At 67.5% G+C, this 18,407-nt stretch carries 17 protein-coding genes; 10 read left to right on the forward strand and 7 right to left on the reverse strand.

Annotated features, from left to right (window positions below; all coding sequences use genetic code 11):
* Positions 1 to 9 precede the first annotated feature (9 nt).
* Positions 10 to 1,119 carry a ComEC/Rec2 family competence protein gene (locus TBU01S_RS08945; protein ID WP_068636293.1) on the forward strand — a complete coding sequence of 370 codons (1,110 nt, stop codon included), beginning with the start codon at positions 10 to 12 and terminating at the stop codon, positions 1,117 to 1,119.
* Positions 1,120 to 1,248: 129 nt separating this feature from the next.
* On the opposite strand, the gene TBU01S_RS08950 is transcribed toward TBU01S_RS08945, so the two are convergent.
* Entirely contained in the window at positions 1,249 to 2,310 is a 1,062-nt protein-coding gene (locus tag TBU01S_RS08950; protein WP_068636294.1) for an AraC family transcriptional regulator, read from the reverse strand.
* Positions 2,311 to 2,468: 158 nt separating this feature from the next.
* Between TBU01S_RS08950 and TBU01S_RS08955 the strand changes: the two genes are divergently transcribed.
* Together TBU01S_RS08955 and TBU01S_RS08960 are read left to right on the forward strand one after the other, a co-directional pair.
* Positions 2,469 to 3,650: an isovaleryl-CoA dehydrogenase gene (locus TBU01S_RS08955; RefSeq protein ID WP_068636295.1), complete on the forward strand. Its 1,182-nt coding sequence runs from the start codon at positions 2,469 to 2,471 to the stop codon at positions 3,648 to 3,650.
* A gap of 457 nt (positions 3,651 to 4,107) precedes the next feature.
* Positions 4,108 to 4,710 (forward strand): 2-hydroxychromene-2-carboxylate isomerase, encoded by a 603-nt coding sequence (locus TBU01S_RS08960; RefSeq protein WP_068636296.1) that lies wholly within the window; start codon positions 4,108 to 4,110, stop codon positions 4,708 to 4,710.
* Between the two features lie 3 nt (positions 4,711 to 4,713).
* Here TBU01S_RS08960 and TBU01S_RS08965 read toward each other — a convergent pair whose 3' ends face one another.
* The 6 genes from TBU01S_RS08965 to TBU01S_RS08990 all read right to left on the reverse strand — a co-directional run bounded on the left by TBU01S_RS08965 (position 4,714) and on the right by TBU01S_RS08990 (position 11,249).
* Positions 4,714 to 5,490, reverse strand: coding sequence for an SDR family NAD(P)-dependent oxidoreductase (locus tag TBU01S_RS08965; protein WP_068636328.1), 777 nt, complete (start codon positions 5,488 to 5,490; stop codon positions 4,714 to 4,716).
* A gap of 19 nt (positions 5,491 to 5,509) precedes the next feature.
* Positions 5,510 to 6,826: a TRAP transporter large permease gene (locus TBU01S_RS08970; protein ID WP_068636297.1), complete on the reverse strand. Its 1,317-nt coding sequence runs from the start codon at positions 6,824 to 6,826 to the stop codon at positions 5,510 to 5,512.
* Between the two features lie 79 nt (positions 6,827 to 6,905).
* Positions 6,906 to 7,430 (reverse strand): TRAP transporter small permease, encoded by a 525-nt coding sequence (locus tag TBU01S_RS08975; RefSeq protein ID WP_068636298.1) that lies wholly within the window; start codon positions 7,428 to 7,430, stop codon positions 6,906 to 6,908.
* Positions 7,431 to 7,432: 2 nt separating this feature from the next.
* On the reverse strand, positions 7,433 to 8,515 hold the full coding sequence (gene dctP, locus TBU01S_RS08980) for a TRAP transporter substrate-binding protein DctP (RefSeq protein ID WP_068636299.1): 1,083 nt from the start codon (positions 8,513 to 8,515) through the stop codon (positions 7,433 to 7,435).
* A 48-nt stretch (positions 8,516 to 8,563) separates the two neighbouring features.
* Positions 8,564 to 10,069: a class I adenylate-forming enzyme family protein gene (locus TBU01S_RS08985; protein ID WP_068636300.1), complete on the reverse strand. Its 1,506-nt coding sequence runs from the start codon at positions 10,067 to 10,069 to the stop codon at positions 8,564 to 8,566.
* Between the two features lie 7 nt (positions 10,070 to 10,076).
* Positions 10,077 to 11,249 (reverse strand): thiolase domain-containing protein, encoded by a 1,173-nt coding sequence (locus TBU01S_RS08990; protein ID WP_068636301.1) that lies wholly within the window; start codon positions 11,247 to 11,249, stop codon positions 10,077 to 10,079.
* A 107-nt stretch (positions 11,250 to 11,356) separates the two neighbouring features.
* On the opposite strand from TBU01S_RS08990, the gene TBU01S_RS08995 reads away from it, so the two are divergent.
* From TBU01S_RS08995 to TBU01S_RS09025, 7 genes are all read left to right on the forward strand, one after another.
* Positions 11,357 to 11,923 carry a LuxR C-terminal-related transcriptional regulator gene (locus TBU01S_RS08995; protein ID WP_068636302.1) on the forward strand — a complete coding sequence of 189 codons (567 nt, stop codon included), beginning with the start codon at positions 11,357 to 11,359 and terminating at the stop codon, positions 11,921 to 11,923.
* Between the two features lie 262 nt (positions 11,924 to 12,185).
* Positions 12,186 to 13,793, forward strand: a complete 1,608-nt coding sequence (locus tag TBU01S_RS09000) for a carboxyl transferase domain-containing protein (protein WP_068636303.1) — start codon at positions 12,186 to 12,188, stop codon at positions 13,791 to 13,793.
* A 55-nt stretch (positions 13,794 to 13,848) separates the two neighbouring features.
* The gene (locus TBU01S_RS09005) at positions 13,849 to 14,220 is read left to right on the forward strand and encodes a type II toxin-antitoxin system Phd/YefM family antitoxin (RefSeq protein WP_068636304.1); all 372 of its coding nucleotides are present in this window, start codon (positions 13,849 to 13,851) and stop codon (positions 14,218 to 14,220) included.
* Complete coding sequence (locus tag TBU01S_RS09010) at positions 14,217 to 14,645, forward strand: PIN domain-containing protein (RefSeq protein ID WP_068636305.1); 429 nt, start codon at positions 14,217 to 14,219, stop codon at positions 14,643 to 14,645. The genes TBU01S_RS09005 and TBU01S_RS09010 overlap by 4 nt, the downstream gene beginning before the upstream one ends.
* Before the next feature lie 39 nt (positions 14,646 to 14,684).
* Positions 14,685 to 15,482: an enoyl-CoA hydratase/isomerase family protein gene (locus TBU01S_RS09015; RefSeq protein ID WP_068636306.1), complete on the forward strand. Its 798-nt coding sequence runs from the start codon at positions 14,685 to 14,687 to the stop codon at positions 15,480 to 15,482.
* Positions 15,483 to 15,503: 21 nt separating this feature from the next.
* Positions 15,504 to 16,169 (forward strand): DUF4126 domain-containing protein, encoded by a 666-nt coding sequence (locus TBU01S_RS09020; protein WP_217999587.1) that lies wholly within the window; start codon positions 15,504 to 15,506, stop codon positions 16,167 to 16,169.
* A gap of 157 nt (positions 16,170 to 16,326) precedes the next feature.
* Positions 16,327 to 18,360, forward strand: coding sequence for an acetyl/propionyl/methylcrotonyl-CoA carboxylase subunit alpha (locus tag TBU01S_RS09025; RefSeq protein WP_068636307.1), 2,034 nt, complete (start codon positions 16,327 to 16,329; stop codon positions 18,358 to 18,360).
* The last annotated feature ends 47 nt before the right edge of the window (positions 18,361 to 18,407 follow it).

The following is an 18,407-nucleotide window of genomic DNA, read 5'->3' on the forward strand; positions in this document are numbered from 1 at the left end:
GAGCCATCCATGGCGGAACAGGACTTTTTCCGCATCGAACTGCTGCCCGCCCTGCATGGCGACTGCCTGCTGGTGGAGTACGGAAACGCCTCGCGCACGCGGCGCATGCTGATCGACGGCGGCCCGATCGGCGGCTACAAGCATCTCGATGCGCGCCTGAACGTGCTTCCTGCGGGCGACCGCCGGTTCGAGCTGGTGGTGATGAGCCATGTGGATACCGACCACATCGAGGGCATCGTGCGGCTGTTCGCCAACCTTCCCGTTCCCATCCGCGTGATCGACATCTGGTTCAATGGCTGGGGCCATCTGCAGCCGGGCAGGCAGGTGCTGGGCGGCAAGCAGGGCGAGTTCCTGAGCGCGCTGATCGTCCGCCGCTTCCGGCTGGACCAGTGGAACCACGCGTTCGGCGGCAAGGCCGTGGTGGTGCCGGACGATGGGTCCTTGCCGGAGCGCACGCTCGCCGACGGCATGAAACTGACCCTGCTGTCGCCGACGAACGCGAGGCTGGACAGGATGCGGACGAAGTGGAAGAAGGATCTCGGCCCGGAAGTGGTGCCCGGCGACCTGGATGCTGCGTGGGCAAGGCTGGCCGAACGCAGGGTCTATTTGCCCGGACAGGGGCTGCTCGGCAGCACACCCGAGCTGGACAAGCTGCTCGAACGCCAGCTCAAGATCGACGGTGCCGCCCCCAACGGCAGCTCCATCGCTTTCCTGGCCGAATACGGGGGCAAGTCATGCCTGTTCCTGGCCGATGCCCATCACGAGGTGATCGCAGCCTCGATCAGGCGCCTGTTGGAACAACGCGGCCAGAAAACGCTTCATGTCGACGCGGTGAAGGTGGCGCACCATGGCAGCGCGGGCAACATCAGCGACAAACTGCTCGCCCTGATCGACAGCCCGCGCTTCCTGATCAGCACCAACGGCGCCCAGTTCGGCCACCCCGACGCCGAGGCCGTGCAGCGCATCATCGCCCGTTCGGTGCATCAGCCGCCCACGCTGTGCTTCAACTATGACTGCGACACCACCCGCCCCTGGGCGTCGCCGGAAAAGCAGGCCGAACTCGGCTATGTCGCCGAATACAACCCGGTGCCGGACAAGCCTTATGTGATCGAGCTGTGACCGGGCAGGCGCAGCGCCGGATTTCGTTATTCGCCGGTGGCCGGAGGACGAGATTCCGGCTGGCTTCGGCGATGTGTTCGCGGTGCCGGGAACGGTGAAAGAACCCGGAGTTCGTGACCTCGTCCATCCTCATCTGCGTTCCCGTTGGGCCGGCTCCATGGGGTCTTGCCGCATTTCGCTCGGCGCTGCCCCCGTCCAGCTCCGGAATGCCCGCGCAAAGCTCTTTTCGCTGCCGAAGCCGACCGCGGCGGCGATCTGCTTGATGGGCCTCTTCGTCTGCAGCAGCAGGCGGATGGCGTGTTCGCGGCGGGCTTCGTTCTTCAGCCGCTGCAGCGACACGCCTTCGTCCTTCAGTTGCCGGTGCAGGGTGCGCACCGACAGGTTGAGCCGGGCGGCGAGGTCTTCGGCGGTGTGGGCGGCGCCGGGCGCGGCGTTCAGCAATTGCGCGACGCTGTGCACCAGCAGGCGGTCGCGCCGGTATTGCAGAACGGTGAGCGGCAGCGCGCGCTGCAGCATCGCCTGCAAGGCGCGTTCGTCGCGGCGCACCGGCAGCGACAGGTAGCGGGAGTCGAAGCCGAAGCCGGCGGCGTCGGCGTCGAAGCGCAGCGGACCGGGGAACAGGTAGGGGTAGGCATCGGCGTGGCGCGGAGCGGGGAAGGGAAAGCGGGTTTCCGCCAGCGCGATGCGCGAATCGATCAGCCAGCTCGTGTAGCCCAGCAGGTAGCGCAGCGTGGTGACGAGGCAGAATTCGCGCAGCTCGCCGAGCGCCGCGTGCTCGGTGACGCGGACCGTCGCCGTGCCGCGCTGCTGGTCGAATTCGAACACGATGTCCTCGGTCAGCAGGCGGTGGTGGCGGCACCAGCGCTTGAGCGCCACTTCCAGCGTGGGCGAGGTGAGCGAGGCGCGGCACAGCATGCCGTAGCTGCCCCACGGCAGGCGGCGCGAGAACCAGCCCAGCGCTTCGTCGTCCAGCGCCTGCATGGCGATGCCGGAGATCGCCTCCATCTGCGCGGCGGTGACGCGCGCATCGGGGTCGTCGAGCAGGCTGGCGGGGATCTGCGCCTGGCGCAGCGCGCTGGCCGGATCCATCCCCCGGCGGCGGTACGCGGTGACGATCGCGCGGATGAAGGCGATCGGTGTGGCGGCGCGGCCCAGCGTGAGCTCGGCGGGCGAGGGGGTGAGGATCTTCATGGCTGGAAATACTAGTCGACGTGGCACGATCTGCAACCCCGATGGCAGTTGTCGGGCGCCGCGCGGGGCTAATCTCGCTTCATCTCCGGGCGTGTGCCGTCCATCATTGGAGCGTGCGGCCTGCCTGGCGCCAGAAAAAATCGACAAGGAGACACCCCATGAACGTGCCCAGCCTGAACTTCAACCTCGGCGAGACCATCGACGCGCTGCGCGACACGCTGCAGGCTTTCTGTGCCGCCGAGATCGCGCCGCGCGCGGCCGAGATCGACCGCGTCAATGAGTTTCCCGCCGACCTGTGGAAGAAGCTCGGCGACCTCGGCGTGCATGGCATGACGGTCAGCGAGGAATACGGCGGCACCGACATGGGCTATCTCGCCCACATCGTGGCGATGGAGGAAATCTCGCGCGCATCGGCCTCGGTGGGCCTGTCCTACGGCGCACATTCCAACCTGTGCATCAACCAGATCCGCCGCAACGGCACCGAGGCGCAGAAGCACAAGTACCTGCCCGGGCTGATTTCCGGCGAGTACGTCGGCGCGCTGGCGATGTCCGAGCCCAACGCCGGTTCCGACGTGGTGTCGATGAAGCTGCGCGCCGAGCGCAAGGGCGACCGCTTCATCCTCAACGGCAGCAAGATGTGGATCACCAACGGCGGCGACGCCGACACCCTGGTGGTGTATGCCAAGACCGACATCGACGCCGGCGCGAAGGGCATCACCGCCTTCATCATCGAGAAGGGCATGAAGGGCTTCTCGCACGGCACCCACCTCGACAAGCTCGGCATGCGCGGCTCCAACACCTTCCCGCTGTTCTTCGACGACGTCGAGGTGCCGGTCGACAACGTGCTCGGCGGCGAGGCCAACATCGGCCGCGGCGTGCAGGTGCTGATGTCCGGCCTCGACTACGAGCGCGCGGTGCTGTCGGGCGGCCCGCTCGGCATCATGGCGGCATGCATGGACGCGGTCGTGCCCTACCTGCACGAACGCAAGCAGTTCGACACGCCCATCGGCGAATTCCAGCTCATGCAGGGCAAGGTCGCCGACATGTACTCCACCTGGTCCGCCTGCCGCGCCTACGCCTACGCCGTCGGCCAGGCCTGCGACCGCGCCGACCATGCCCGCACGCTGCGCAAGGACGCCGCCGGCGTCATCCTCTACACCGCCGAAAAAGCCACCTGGATGGCGGGCGAGGCCATCCAGGCCCTGGGCGGCGTCGGCTACACCAACGAATACGCGGTCGGCCGCCTGTGGCGCGACGCCAAGCTGTACGAGATCGGCGCCGGCACCAGCGAAATCCGCCGCATGCTGATCGGCCGCGAACTGTTCGCCGAGACGCGCTGAAGCACGGAGGGGGAGGGCGGCGGCTACTCGCCCCTCCCCTCCCGCAGTTGTTCCAGCAGGCGTACGGCTTCGCCCATGCTGTCACGGGTGTCGAGCCTGCCCGAAAAGGCTTCGAGCGGCCCGATGGGGGGAGGATCGAGGGCGAACACTCCGGGCTTGTCCGGGATGGGTTCGAGTCGTGCTCGGCGCTCAGGAGAAAGATCTGATTTGCGCATCGCATGCTTTGACAGGATTCGATTTTATTGAATCTTACTCCGTAAACTTTAATAAGAGTCGTGCTTGTCAAAGGATGTCAGCGAAACCCTGTCTTTGGGTGATCGAGTGCCCGGCCTTGCTTTCCTGAAGGAGAGCGTCACCGCTCGCCTGGGTGGCCGCTGCCCTCGCCGGAAATCATGAGACACTTGGCCGATGCCCTGGCGGAGGCGCCGTGGGGACGGAACTGACGGAGTGACGAAAAATGACCGAGCCGATCGATTTCTACTTCGACTTCTCCTCGCCTTACGGCTATTTCATGGCCGAGAAGATCGATGCGCTGGCGGCCGCCCATGGCCGCAGCGTGTGCTGGCGCCCCATCCTGCTGGGGGCGGTGTACAAGGTCACGGGCGACGTGCCCTTGCCCCTGAAGCCGCTCAAGGGCGATTACTCGAAGCGTGACTTCGAGCGCTCGGCCCGCTTCCTCGGCCTGTCCTGCCGCATTCCCGATGTTTTCCCGATCGGCACCCAGGTTGCCGCGCGCGCCTTCTACTGGCTGGACGACCACGATCCCGTCGAGGCCCGCCGCTTCGCGCTGGCCGCCTTGCGCGCCTACTTCGTCGACGGACGCGACATCTCGCAGGAGAGTGCGGTGCTGGACATCGCGGCGGCCCAGGGCGCCGACCGCGCCGCGCTGGCCGAAGCGCTGGCCGGCGACGCGGTGCGGAATCGCCTCAAGGACGAATGCGCGCAGGCCATTGCCCGTGGCGTGTTCGGTTCGCCCTTCGTCATCATCGACGGCGAGCCCTTTTGGGGCGTGGACCGTATTCCGCAGCTCGAGCGCTGGCTGGAAACCGGCGGGTTCTGAGTTTCAGACGCGCAGCCTCCCGGTCTGCGTCATACCCGCCGCCATGTAGCCGCCGTCGACGACCAGGGTTTCGCCGTTTACATACGAGGCTGCGGGCGAGGCCAGGTAGGCGATGGCGTCGGCAATGTCTTGCGGCGTGCCGCGGCGGCGCGCGGGCACCATTGCAAGGATGTTGTCCCAGGTTTCGTCGGAATAGGTGCCGAGCGTCATCGGCGTCTCGATCGCGCCGGGGGCGATCGCGTTCGCGGTCACGCCAAGCGGCCCGAGTTCGAGTGCGAGCTGCCGGGTCAGGCCGATGATGGCGGCCTTGGAGCTGCCGTAGGCGGCACGCCCGACACCGGCGCGCAAGCCGGAAACCGAGGTGATGTTGATGATCCGACCATAGCCGCGTTCAGCCATGCCCCGTGCGGCACGCTGGCTGGCAAGAAAGGTGCCGGTGACATTGACGCGCATGACCCTGTCCCAGCTCTCCGGAGAAAAATCCAGCAGCGGCTCGACCAGCATCAGCCCCGCGCTATTGACCAGCACGTCGGTTCCGCCGAACGCGGCCTCGGCGTGGTCGAAGCCGGTGGCAATCGAGCTTGCGTCGCCGACATCCATCGCAACACTCGTCGCCTTGCCGCCGGCCGCGGCGATTTCCTGTGCAACCGTGCTGGCGCTGCGGGCGTCCCGGTCGGTCACGACGACCTGGGCACCGCGCCGGGCGAGCGTCAGCGCGGCAGCCCGCCCGATGCCCGATCCGCCTCCGGTCACGAGAGCCGTGCCGTAATCTTCGCGCATGTTTTCCATCCTCCCTGTCTCAGCGTCCCATCATCGTGTCGGGCAGCCAGGTCGTGATCACGGGGAATGCGAACAGGATGGCCACGGTGAACAGTTCCATGATGACGAACCACTGCGCGCCACGGAAGATGTCGGTCAGCGAGGTGCTGCGGTCGATGCCGGCGATGACGAAGCAGTTCAGGCCCACCGGCGGCGTCATCAGCCCGATCTCGCACATCTTCACGCACAGGATGCCGAACCAGATCGGATCGAAGCCGAGACCGGCAACCGTCGGGAAGACGATCGGCAGCGTGATGACCATCATCGAAAAGGCATCGAGGAACATGCCGAGCGGTATATAGACCAGCAGCAGGACCGCGACGATCAGCGTGGGCGAAATACCGCTTTGCACGATCGCTTCCGAGATTGCCTGCGGGATCTGCACCAGCGTCAGGAAGTAGCTGAAGATGCCGGCGCCGATCATGGTGAACAGAATCATCACCGTGGTCGTCGCGGTGCTGCGGAAGCTGTCGAGCAGCCGCGTGCCCAGCGTCGCACGGGCCACGCGCGAAAAGACCAGCATCAGCAGCGCAGCGAATGCCCCGACAGCCCCCGCCTCGGTCGGCGTGATGAGGCCAAGATAGATGCCGCCGAGCACGAGCAGAAAAAGAACGAGCACTTGCCAGGCTTGCCCGGTCGACCGGATCCGTTCCCCCCATGGCGAACGTGGGCTGCGTGCTTCCCTGTTCATGCCGCGGCGGCCGATGATCGCGACGCCGGCCATGAAGACGAGCGTGGTCAGGATTCCGGGCACGAAGCCGGCGATCAGCATCTTGCCGGCCGAAACTTCGGTCAGCGCGGCGTAGAAGATCAGCAGCACCGACGGTGGAATCAACACGCCGAGCACGCCGCCTGCAGCGACGGAGCCTGCCGAGAGGCGCGGATCGTAGCCCGCCTTCTTCATTTCGGGGATGGCGACCGCGCCGACGGTGGCCGCGGTGGCGACCGATGATCCCGAAGTGGCGGCAAAGCCTGCCGAGGTGAGGATGCTGGCCATGGCGAGACCGCCTGGCAGGTGGCCGACCCATTTGCGTGCAACGTCGAAGAGCCGTTTGCCGACCTGGGCGTGGTGGGCGAAAGCGCCCATCAGGATGAAGAGGGGGATGACGGTCAGCGTGTAGCTTGCCGTGGTCGAAAAGGGCAGGGATTTCATCCGATTGAGAAGGAAGTCGAGATTTTCGACCATGACGATGCCGAACGCGCCCGACAGCGCGAGAGCGGCAAATACCGGCGTGCCGAGCGCCATGAGCAGAAGGATCAGCCCGACGGCGATAGTGGTGATGAGGGTGACGTCCATGACGGTTCCTGGGGTGCTTGATGCCACCGGGATGTGGTGCGGCGGGTGCGCGGGACCCTTGGGATCCCGCGCCCGCCGTTCAGTGGGTGACGGAGGTGGCGCTCACGCGGCGCTGCGGGGGCAGGCGGTCGAGCGCGATGAGGGCGGCGTGGATGAGCGCCTGCAGCGCGGCGAACCAGAGTCCGACGGCGACGATGACCTTGGCCCACCAGATGGGCATCTGTACCGCGCCCCAGCGGAACTCGAAGATCGAAACCGAATAGGCGGCTTCTTTCGTCGCAGGCCACGCGAGCAGGGCAAAGGTCAGTCCCGCAAAGACCCAGCCGAGCGCAGTGAATTGACGGCCGAGCGGCTTCGGCAGCCGGTCGGTCAGCAGGGTCACGCGGATATGCCCATCGTCGAGCAGGGTCGCGCCCAGCCCCATGAAGACGACCAGCGCCATCGACAGCTCCGAGAGTTCGAAGAGGCCCGGAACCGCGCGCCCGCTCAGGGCGCGGGCAAGGACATCGATGGTGATGGCCAGCATCATGAAGGCGAGGGAGGCGAGCGCCACCCAGCTCATCGCGTGAGCGACGCGCGTCAGCAGGCGGTCGAGGACGGACATGATTACAGGCCCGTCGCGATTTCGATCGGCCGCTTGAGCTTGCCCGAGGGCGCATGCCTGGCGATCGCCTGCTCGATCACGTCCTGCATGGCCTTGCCGTCGATGCGATTGGGTTTGGCAACCTCGTCGATCCACTTGTCGACCTGGGCAGGCTGGACGATGGCGCGCGCGCGCTCTTTCTCGGCACCGGGAAGCGAAGTGAACTTCACCCCTTCGGCCAGTGCCTTCTTCACGTAGTCGGTCAGCACGTTTTCGTAGATCTCGGCGAATTTGCCGGCATACAGCTCGTTGGCGAGATCGGTGCAGATCTGCTGATTGGCCGGGGACAGCTTCTCCCATGTCCGCTTGTTCATCACCGTGAGCGCGGGGGCATGTGCGCCGTCGCCGATGTCGTAGAAGTTGGGCGCGATCTCGTGCAGCTTGTAGGCGACGGCCGTGACGAAGTCGAAACCGTAAACGCCGTCGAGCACGCCGCGTTCGAGCGACTGGTAGACCTCGCCTGCCACCATCGGCACCGCGATGCCGCCGAGCCGCTCGATGACGTCGGTGGCAACGCCGTAGGCGCGGATCTTCTTGCCCTTCAGGTCGGCCAGCGACGAGATCGGCCTGCGCATCACCAGGGGGGCGTAGTTCCAGTTGGTCCAGTACAGCACCTTGCACCTGTGGCGCTGTTCCCACTCCTGCCGCAGCGGTTCGAAGTTGTCGTAGGTGTCGCGGCAAACCTGTTGCAGGGTGTCGGCGCGATCGACGCGGAAATACCATTCGAGGCCGCGCGTCACCGGCATCTCGGCCTGGTAGTAGCCCGGCGAGATGATGGTGATCTCCGAGGTGCCGTCGCGGACTGCCCCGAGATGCTCGCCGGCCTTGTTGAGGCTGCCGGCCCAGTAATACCTCACCGCGACGTCGCCGTTGGAGCGCTTCTGGAGCTCGTCGAGGAACCAGCGGTCGATCCACGAAGGCCCCGCGCTCTCGGTGACGTAGCTGTCGAACTTCATCGAGGTACGGGCCTGGGCCAGGCCCGGCAGGCCCAGCATGCCGGCGCCGGCAAGCGCGCCGCCGGTCTTCAGAAAATCACGTCTTTTCATGGTCTCCTCCTTGGTTGTTGGTGCGGGGGTCTTTCCCGTCGGTCGTTGTCAACGTGTGCTTCGAAGGGCTGCGTGCCGTAATTCGGTCTTCAGGATCTTGCCGTAGCTGTTCTTGGGCAGTTCCGTGGCGAAGACGTAGCGCTTCGGCCGCTTGAACGAGGCGATCTGCTGCCGGCACCAGCTGTCCAGCTCCGCTTCGGTCACGTTCTGGCCCGGCTGCGGCACGATGTGGGCGACCACCTGTTCGCCCCATTCCGGCTCCGGTTCGCCGATCACGGCTACCTCGAAGACGGCCGGATGGCGCAGGAGCGCTTCTTCCACCTCGCGCGGATAGATGTTGGTGCCGCCGGAGATGATCAGGTCCTTGGAACGGTCGGTCAGGTACAGGAAGCCGTCTTCGTCGAAATGGCCGAGGTCGCCGGTGTGCAGCCAGCCGCCGTGCAGGGTCTCCGCGCTCGCTTCGGGGTTCTGCCAGTAGCCGAGCATCACCGTCGGCCCCTGCACGCAGATCTCGCCGGTATGGCCCGCAGGCAGTTCGGCGCCGTCCGGGCCGAGGATCGCGAGCCGCACGCAGCCCGCGGCATGGCCCACGGAGTTCCGGCGGGCGCGCCAGCGCGAATGGCTCTGGTCCGCGACCAGCTTGCGCGGCAGGACCGAGATCGTCATCGGGCTTTCGCCCTGGCCATAGATCTGCACGAAACGCGGCCCGAACACCTCCAGCGCCTCGTCGATGTCATTGGCGTACATCGGGCCGCCGCCGTAGGTGATCGTGCGGATGCCGGAGCCGTCGTAACCCGTCGCCCGGGCCGCGGCGATGAGGCGCTTGATCATGGTGGGCGCGGCGAAGAACACCAGATTGCCCTTGCTCTGGGCGAGCTGGATGATCTCGGCGCAGTCGAAGCCCCGCGATGCGGGCACCAGATGGGCGCCGGCCGCGCGGATCTGCGCGAACATGTAGAGCCCCGCGCCGTGCGACATCGGCGCGGCATAGAGCATGTGGTCTCCGGCGGCGGGCGTATCGACGTCCAGGCTGTAGCACAAGGTCATGTTCCGCAGGTTCTCATGGCTGAGCATGACGCCCTTGGGCTTGCCGGTCGTGCCCGAGGTGTAGAACAGCCAGGCGATGTCCTTGTCGCCGGCCGGGCGTGGCGCCGTCACCGGCGCGCCCTTGGCGACGGGGGCCGAGAGCGCCTCCTCGACGAAACCGGAGTGGCCGGAAAAGGCATCGCCCTGGTCGGTGAGGACGAGGCGTGCGCCCGAGTTGGAGATGATCCATTCCGCCTCGGCCGGATGCAGCTTGTAGTTGACCGGCACCACGACCGCGCCGATCCACCAGCAGGCGTGCAGCACCTCGATGTATTCCGGCGCGTTCTGGCTGAAGAGCGCGACCCTGTCTCCGGGGCCGATCCCGTGCCGGTCGGCAAGATGGCGTGCGCGGTCGCACACCGCCTTGAGCAGCCCCGCGTAGTTGTGGGCCAGGCGGACGCCGTCGAAGATCGCGGGGTTGTGCGGCCAGGCGAGCGCCGCCTGATGAAGCCAGTTGGCGATGTTCATGCGAGCCTCAGGCGCGATCGGCATTCAGCAGCGAGGCGTAGTTCGCCACCGCCGTGCCGCCCATGTTGAAGGCCAGGCCCCATTGCGCGCCCTTGCGCTGCATGGCGCCGGCCTGCCCGGTGAGCTGGCGGAAGGCAAGGGCGTGCATCGAGACCCCCGTGGCGCCCACCGGATGCCCCTTGGCCTTGAGCCCTCCCGACAGGTTCACCGGGGTGCGGCCGTCGGCGAACACCGTGCCCTCTTCGAGCACCCGTGCGCCCTGGCCTTGCGGCGCGAGTCCCATGGCCTCGTACGTCAGCAGCTCGGCAGGGGTGAAGCAGTCGTGCACTTCGGCGAAATCGAGATCGCCCACGCCGATTCCCGCTGCCGCGTAGGCTTGTGCGATCGCGCGCCGGGGGCCTTCGAAGGCGAGGAAGTCGCGCCGCGACATCGGCAGGAAGTCCGAGACGTGCTCGGCGGCGGCGATGCGCACGCGGCGCTTCGCGCTGGCCGCCGCATCGGCCGAAGACAGCACGATCGCCGCCGCGCCGTCCGAGATCAGCGAGCAGTCGGACAGCCGCAGGGGCGGTGCGATGAGCGGGTTCTTGTCGCTCACTTCGCGGCAGAACTCGTAGGACACGGCCTTGCGCATCTGCGCAAGGGGATTGTTCAGCGCGTTGGCGTGGTTCTTTGCCGAGATGCGCGCCATGGCATCGAGCGGATCGCAGTAGCGCTCGGCGTAGGCTTTCGCGGCGATGGCGAAAACCTGCGGAAAGCTCAGCGCCGCTTCCGCGGGATCGTTCTGGTAGCCGGCGCCGGCCAGCGCCGTGGTGACGTCGCCGGTCGACCGGTGGGTCATCTTCTCCGCGCCGACGACGAGCACCTGCCGCGCCCGGCCGGCGCGGATCATGTGCAGCGCGGCGTGGATTGCCGCCGAGCCCGAGGCGCAGGCGTTCTCGCAGCGCATCGCGGGGGTGAAGCGCAGCGCGGGATCGGCCTGGTGGATCAGCGATGAGGCGAAGCCGTCGGGCACCAGCGCCGAGTTGAAGTGTCCCAGGAAAACCGCATCGATTTCCGATGCGGCGATCGCGGCCTCCGACAGGGCCTCCCGCGCGGCCTCGACGATCAGTTCTTCCAGCGTCTGTTCCAGCCGGCCGAAACGGGTATGGCCCGAGCCTGTGATGTAGATGTCAGGTGTCATGTCTCTCCTCCTGCCAAACAGTTTGGCTTTTGCGGGGGGCTGGCGGCTATGCGTCAAACTACGTAGATTCATACGTAGAAATTACTTAGATGCGCCCAGGACGCGGCATGAGCTACAACAATCTTCCGGACGAGACCCTGAATCTGACCGGCTTCATGGATGCGCCGGTCGGCATCATGGTGACGTCCAACCGGACCATCCTGAGGGTGAACACCGAGATCGAACTGCTGTTCGGCTGGAACCGGGTGGATCTCGAAGGGCAATCGACCCGCCTGCTGTACCCCTCGAACATCGACTTCGAGAAGATCGGCTCACGCTGGAGCCGCTGGCTCCTCAATTGCCCGCGCTACGAAGACGAACGCTTCATGCAGCGCAAGAACGGCGAGATCATCTGGGTTCGTGCGCGCGGCCGTACGCTGGTGGCGGCAGAGCCCTTCCTGCTGATGGTGTGGACCTTCGAGCACCTGAAGGACCGGACACCGAGTTCTTCGGCCTTGACGCCGAAGGAGCGCGAGGTCGCGCGCCATATCGTCAATGGCCATACGAGCAAGGAGATCGGACTGGCGATGGGGATATCTCCGCGGACGGTCGAGGTGCACCGCGCGGCGATCATGCGCAAGCTGGGGGTTCATAATGCTGCCGAGCTCGTGACGCGGATGATCATCGCCCGCTAGGCAGGTCCCTGGCCGGATCGATTCCCCGCGCGGCTCGCCTGCCGGCGGTCGGATTCATGTGCGCAGGCATGGCGGTGCATAGGCTGCGAGCGGAGCGGGTGGCGCTGGCTGCCGGATTTCCGCAATGCATCGCTCCGCCCGGTGATGGCATGAATTGCGACCTTCTTGGCACTCGCGGCACGGCCTGCGGCGCTAGTCTTGCGCAGTGTGCTGGCTGCGGCGCCTCATAGACAAGATGGACAAGACACGAGGACGAGGGGACATGAGTACGATCAAATCTGCCATCAACGTGCGCAGTGAAGAATTCCAGGCCAATGCGGCCAGCCTGCGCGGCCTGGTCGACGACCTGCGCGCCAAGGCGGCGCAGATCAGCCTGGGTGGCGGCGAGGCGGCGCGCACGAAGCACACCGCGCGCGGCAAGCTGCTGCCGCGCGACCGCGTCGGCCACCTGCTCGACCCCGGCACGCCCTTCCTCGAAGTCGGCCAGATGGCGGCTTTCGGCATGTATGGCGACGAGGCGCCCAGCGCCGGCGTCATCACCGGCATCGGCCGGGTGCAGGGCGTCGAGTGCATGATCGTCGCCAACGATGCCACCGTGAAGGGCGGCACCTACTACCCGATGACAGTCAAGAAGCACCTGCGCGCGCAGGAAATCGCCGAGCAGAACCACCTGCCCTGCATCTACCTGGTCGACTCGGGCGGCGCCTTCCTGCCCAAGCAGGATGAAGTCTTCCCCGACCGCGACCACTTCGGCCGCATCTTCTACAACCAGGCCAACATGTCGGCCCAGGGCATCCCGCAGATCGCGGTGGTGATGGGTTCCTGCACCGCGGGCGGCGCCTACGTGCCGGCGATGAGCGACGAGACCGTCATTGTCAGGAACCAGGGCACGATCTTCCTCGGCGGCCCGCCGCTGGTGAAGGCCGCCACCGGCGAGGTCGTCAGCGCCGAGGACCTCGGCGGCGGCGACGTGCACACCCGGCTGTCCGGCGTGGCCGACCACCTGGCCGAGAACGATGCCCACGCGCTCTACCTCGCGCGCCGCATCGTCTCCAACCTCAACCGGACCAAGCCGATCGGGCTGGCGCTGGGCCAGGGCGAAGAGCCGCTGTACGACCCGGAAGAAATCTACGGCATCATCCCCACCGACACCCGCAAGCCCTTCGACGTGCGCGAGATCATCGCCCGCGTGGTCGACGGCTCGCGCTTCGACGAATTCAAGGCCCGCTACGGCAGCACGCTGGTGTGCGGCTTCGCCCAGCTCTACGGCTATCCGGTCGGCATCGTCGCCAACAACGGCATCCTGTTCGGCGAGTCGGCGCAGAAGGGCGCGCACTTCATCGAGCTGTGCGGCCAGCGCGGCATTCCGCTGTTGTTCCTGCAGAACATCACCGGCTTCATGGTCGGCCGCAAGTACGAGAATGGCGGCATCGCCAAGGACGGCGCCAAGATGGTCACCGCGGTCGCCACCGTGCAGGTGCCCAAGATCACCGCGCTGATCGGCGGCAGTTTCGGCGCCGGCAACTACGGCATGTGCGGCCGCGCCTACAGCCCGCGCTTCCTGTGGATGTGGCCCAACGCGCGCATCAGCGTGATGGGCGGCGAGCAGGCCGCCAGCGTGCTGTCCACCGTGCGCCGCGACGGCATCGAGGCCAAGGGCGGCAGCTGGAGCGCCGCGGAAGAGGAAGCCTTCAAGGCGCCGATCCGCGACCAGTACGAAGCCCAGGGCCATCCCTACTACGCCACCGCGCGCATGTGGGACGACGGCGTGGTCGACCCGGCGCAGACCCGCCGCGTGCTCGGCCTGTCGCTGTCGGCGGCGCTCAACGCGCCGATCCAGCCGACCCGGTTCGGCGTGTTCCGGATGTGATGCGCGAGAGCGTGGACTAAGATAGCCATGTCAATGGCTATTTTCGAGGTGCGCGATGATTTCGATTGCCGATGCAAGGAACCGCCTGCCCGCGCTGGTCCATCAGGCCGAGGCGGGCGAGGCGGTGACGATCACCCGCCGCGGCAAGCCGGTGGCGGTGGTGATCTCGTTCGAGGAATACGAGCGCGTGCGCGGGGCGGCAAGTTCCTGGATGAGCCGGCTCGACATCTGGCGCACAGGCTTGCCGGATGGGATCGAAGGCCTCACCGATGCCGAGCTGGACGCGGTGCGCGATCGCGCGCCTTACGTGCCGCGGGTGGATTTCGGCGCGGCCGAGTACGCCGATCTCGAGGCCGCGCAGGGCCTGCATGCCGCGGAAGCGGAATCCGCAAGCGGGTTCGGCCGGAAGCAGGGACGCAAGCGGTGAAGTATCTGCTCGATGCCAACGTGTTGTCCGAACTGGTGCGGCCGAGGCCGGACGCTGTCCTGGCGGCTGCCGCGCGGACGCACGAGGCCGCATGCGCGACCTCCAGCGTCGTCTATCTGGAGCTGTGGTCGGGCGTGGCCTTGCTCGGCGACACCGCGCGCGGCCGCTATCTGCGGGACGGTTACGGGCAGATGTTCAAGGGCGGCGGTCTGCCGGTGCTGCCCTTCGACGCGGAGGCGGCGTACTGGCTGGCTTGCGAGCGTGCGCGCCTGGCCGCCATCGGGCGTCCGCCGCCCTTGCTCGACGCGCAGATCGCGGCGACGGCCGCCACCCGCAAGCTGACCCTGGTCACGCGCAACACCCGCGACTTCGAATGCTTCCGGGGTTTGCAACTGGAAAACTGGTTCGAAGCGGAAAAGAGCTGAAACCGAAAAGGGGCCGAAACGCCCGCGAGGCAAGGAGACATGATGTACGAAACGCTCGAAATCCAACGCGACGGCGGCGTGGCGACGATCTGGATGAACCGTCCGGATGTGCACAACGCCTTCAACGCGCAGCTCATCGCCGATCTCACCGCAGCCTGCCAGGCGCTGGATGCCGACGACGCGGTGCGCGTGGTGGTGCTGGCGGGGCGCGGCAAGAGCTTTTCCGCCGGCGCCGATCTCAACTGGATGAAGGCCGCCGGCGAGGCGAGCGAAGCGGACAACTTCGCCGACGCGATGAAGCTGGCCGGCATGCTGCGCACGCTGGCGGGCATGGCCAGGCCGACCATCGCCCGCGTGCATGGCGCGGCGCTGGGTGGCGGCATGGGGCTGGCGAGCGCCTGCGACATCTGCATCGCCGGCGACAAGGCGGTGTTCGCCACGTCCGAAGTCCGCTTCGGCATCATCCCCTCGGCAATCAGCCCCTACGTCATCCGCGCCATCGGCGAGCGCCAGGCCTATCGCTACTTCCAGACCGCCGAGCGCATCGACGCCCGGCGCGCGGCCGAGCTGGGGCTGGCGCACGAGGCGGTGGGCGGCGACGAACTCGACGCCCGCGTGCGGGCCGTCGTCGAGGCCTTGCTGCAGGGCGGGCCGAAGTCGCAGGCCGCGGGCAAGGAGCTGATCCGCGCGGTGGCGAACAGGCCGGTGGACGATGCGCTGGTGCAGGACACCGCGCGCCGCATCGCCAGCCTGCGCGCCACGCCCGAGGCCCGCGAAGGCCTGGACGCCTTCCTGTCCAAGCGCCCGGCGGCCTGGGTGCCGCGGCAGCAGGGTTGAGCGGCGCCGGAGGCGACGCAGGTGGACACCCTATCCGGATGGTTCGCCGGGCTGGGCAGCCTGACGCCGCTGCTGGACTGGAGCGGGTTGCCGCTGGACGTGGCCTCGCTGGCGGTGCTGGCGGCCGGATTGGGCTGGGCAAGCGGCCTGCGGCTGTATGCGCTGGTGTTCGTGCTCGGCGCGCTGGGCCGCTGGGGCGGTGTGCATCTGCCGGGCGGGCTGGAGGCGCTGACCCATCCCTGGGTGCTCGGCCTGTCCGGCCTGATGCTGTTTACCGAGTTCTTCGCCGACAAGCTGCCCTGGCTCGATTCGCTGTGGGACGCGCTGCACACCTTCATCCGCATCCCGGCCGGCGCGGCGCTGGCCGCCGGCGTGATGGGCGACCAGGGCACCGCGCTGCAGCTTGCCGGCGCGCTGCTGGGCGGCTCGCTGGCGGCCAGCAGCCATTTCGCCAAGGCCGGCGCGCGGGCCGCGCTCAACACCTCGCCGGAGCCGGTGAGCAACCTGATGGCCTCGTTCGGCGAGGACGGGATCTTCATCGGCGGGCTGTGGCTGATGTTCAACCACCCGCTGTGGTTCGCCTTCGGCCTGGTGGTGTTCGTGCTGTGCGCCATCGTGCTCATCGTTTTGCTGTGGCGTTTCCTCAAACGCATTTTCCGGCCAAGGCCCCGGCCTGCCGCAATGTGACCGACCGCGACATGAAGACTCAAACCTGGGGGAGACAAGATGTTCGACAAGATATTGATTGCCAATAGAGGCGGCCAGCCGCGCAGCGGCGCAGCGACGAAGTCAAATCGCCTTGCATGCGCAGCATGCCCGGGCGGTTGCACCGTGGAGAGCACACATGTTTGACAAGATCCTTATTGCCAACCGTGGCGAGATAGCGTGCCGGGTGATCAAGACCGCCCGCCGCATGGGCATCAAGACCGTCGCGGTCTATTCCGAGGCCGACGCCAAGGCCCGCCACGTGCGCCTGGCCGACGAGGCGGTGCTGATCGGCCCGGCGGCGGCGCGCGAGAGCTACCTCGTCATCGACAGGATCATCGCCGCGGCGAAGCAGACCGGCGCCCAGGCCATCCACCCCGGCTACGGCTTCCTGTCCGAGAACGAGGACTTCTGCGAGGCCTGCGAGCGCGAAGGCATCGTCTTCATCGGCCCGCCGGTGTCGGCGATCCGTGCCATGGGCTCCAAGTCCGAAGCCAAGAAGCTGATGGAAGCGGCCGGCGTGCCGCTGACGCCCGGCTACCACGGCGACGACCAGACGTCAGAACTGCTGCATCGGCAGGCCGACGCCATCGGCTACCCGGTGCTGATCAAGGCCGCGGCCGGCGGCGGCGGCAAGGGCATGCGCCTGGTCGAGAAGGCGGAAGACTTCATCGACCTGCTGGCCTCCTGCAAGCGCGAGGCGGCCTCCAGCTTCGGCGACGACCACGTGCTGGTGGAGAAATACATCACCAGGCCGCGCCACATCGAGATCCAGGTTTTCGGCGACAGCCACGGCAACGTGGTCTACCTGTTCGAGCGCGACTGCTCGGTGCAGCGCCGCCACCAGAAGGTGCTGGAAGAAGCGCCCGCGCCCGGCATGACGCCCGAGCGCCGCGCGGCGATGGGCAAGGCGGCGGTCGACGCCGCCAGGGCGGTGGGCTACGTCGGTGCCGGCACGGTGGAGTTCATCGCCAACCAGGACGGCTCCTTCTACTTCATGGAGATGAACACCCGGCTGCAGGTCGAGCATCCCGTCACCGAGATGATCACCGGGCTGGACCTGGTCGAATGGCAGTTGCGCGTCGCTGCCGGCGAGCCGCTGCCGCTGGCGCAGGAGCAGCTGCAGATCCGCGGCCATGCGCTGGAAGCGCGCATCTACGCCGAAGATCCGGCCAAGGGCTTCCTGCCTTCCACCGGCAGGCTGATCCATCTGGCGCCGCCGGCCGAAGGCCTGCACGTGCGCGTCGATACCGGCGTGGAAGAGGGCGACGAGATCAGCCCGCACTACGACCCGATGATCGCCAAGCTCATCGTCTGGGACGAGGGCGGCGAATCGAGCCGCAGCCGCGCGCTGGCGCGCATGCTGCAGGCGCTGGCCGACTACCGCGTGGCGGGCGTGGCCAACAACATCGACTTCCTGTCGCGGCTGGTGGCCTGCCCGGCGTTTGCCGGCGCCGATCTCGACACCGGCCTGATCGAGCGCGAAAAGAGCTACCTCTTCCCTGAAGACCTGGCGCTGCCCGACGAGGTGCTGCAGATCGCCGCGCTGGCCGAACTGCTGCGCGAGGCGGCGCTGGCCGGCAAGCGCGCGCAGCGCAGCGCCGACGCGCATTCGCCCTGGCATGCGCGCGACGGCTGGCGCATGAACGCCACCGCGCACCGCACGCTGCTGTTCCGCCACGGCGAGGCCGAGCACGCGGTCGAAGTCGCCTACCTGCCCGGCGCCTGGCGGCTTGCGCTCGGTGGCGAAGGAGGCGAACGGCGGGTGGTCGAGGCGCGCGGCGAGCTGAATCCGCGTGGCCTGCTGCGCGTCGAGCTCGACGGCACGCGCATGGATGCCACCGTGATCGCCGCCGCCGGCCGCCGCCACGTCTTTGTCCGCGGCCGTGCCTGGCAGCTTGCCGCGGTCGACCCGCTGCACCACAGCGGCGAGGGCGGCGGCGCCGAAGGCGGTCTGCTGGCGCCGATGCCGGGCAAGGTCATCGCGCTGGTCGCGGCCGAAGGCGCCCGGGTGGAGAAGGGCGCGCCGCTGCTGATCCTGGAGGCGATGAAGATGGAGCACACCATCACCGCGCCCGCCGCCGGCACGGTCAAGGCCTTCCGCTTCGCCGTCGGCGACCAGGTGGGCGACGGCGCCGAACTGGTCGAGTTCGAGGCGGCCGCGGCCGCCTGAGGATTCCGGACCGGGGGAGTATCGAGCGCTGCCAGCCGGCCTCCAAG

The organism is Thauera butanivorans NBRC 103042, assembly GCF_001591165.1.
GTDB classification, from domain to species: Bacteria; Pseudomonadota; Gammaproteobacteria; order Burkholderiales; family Rhodocyclaceae; genus Thauera; species Thauera butanivorans.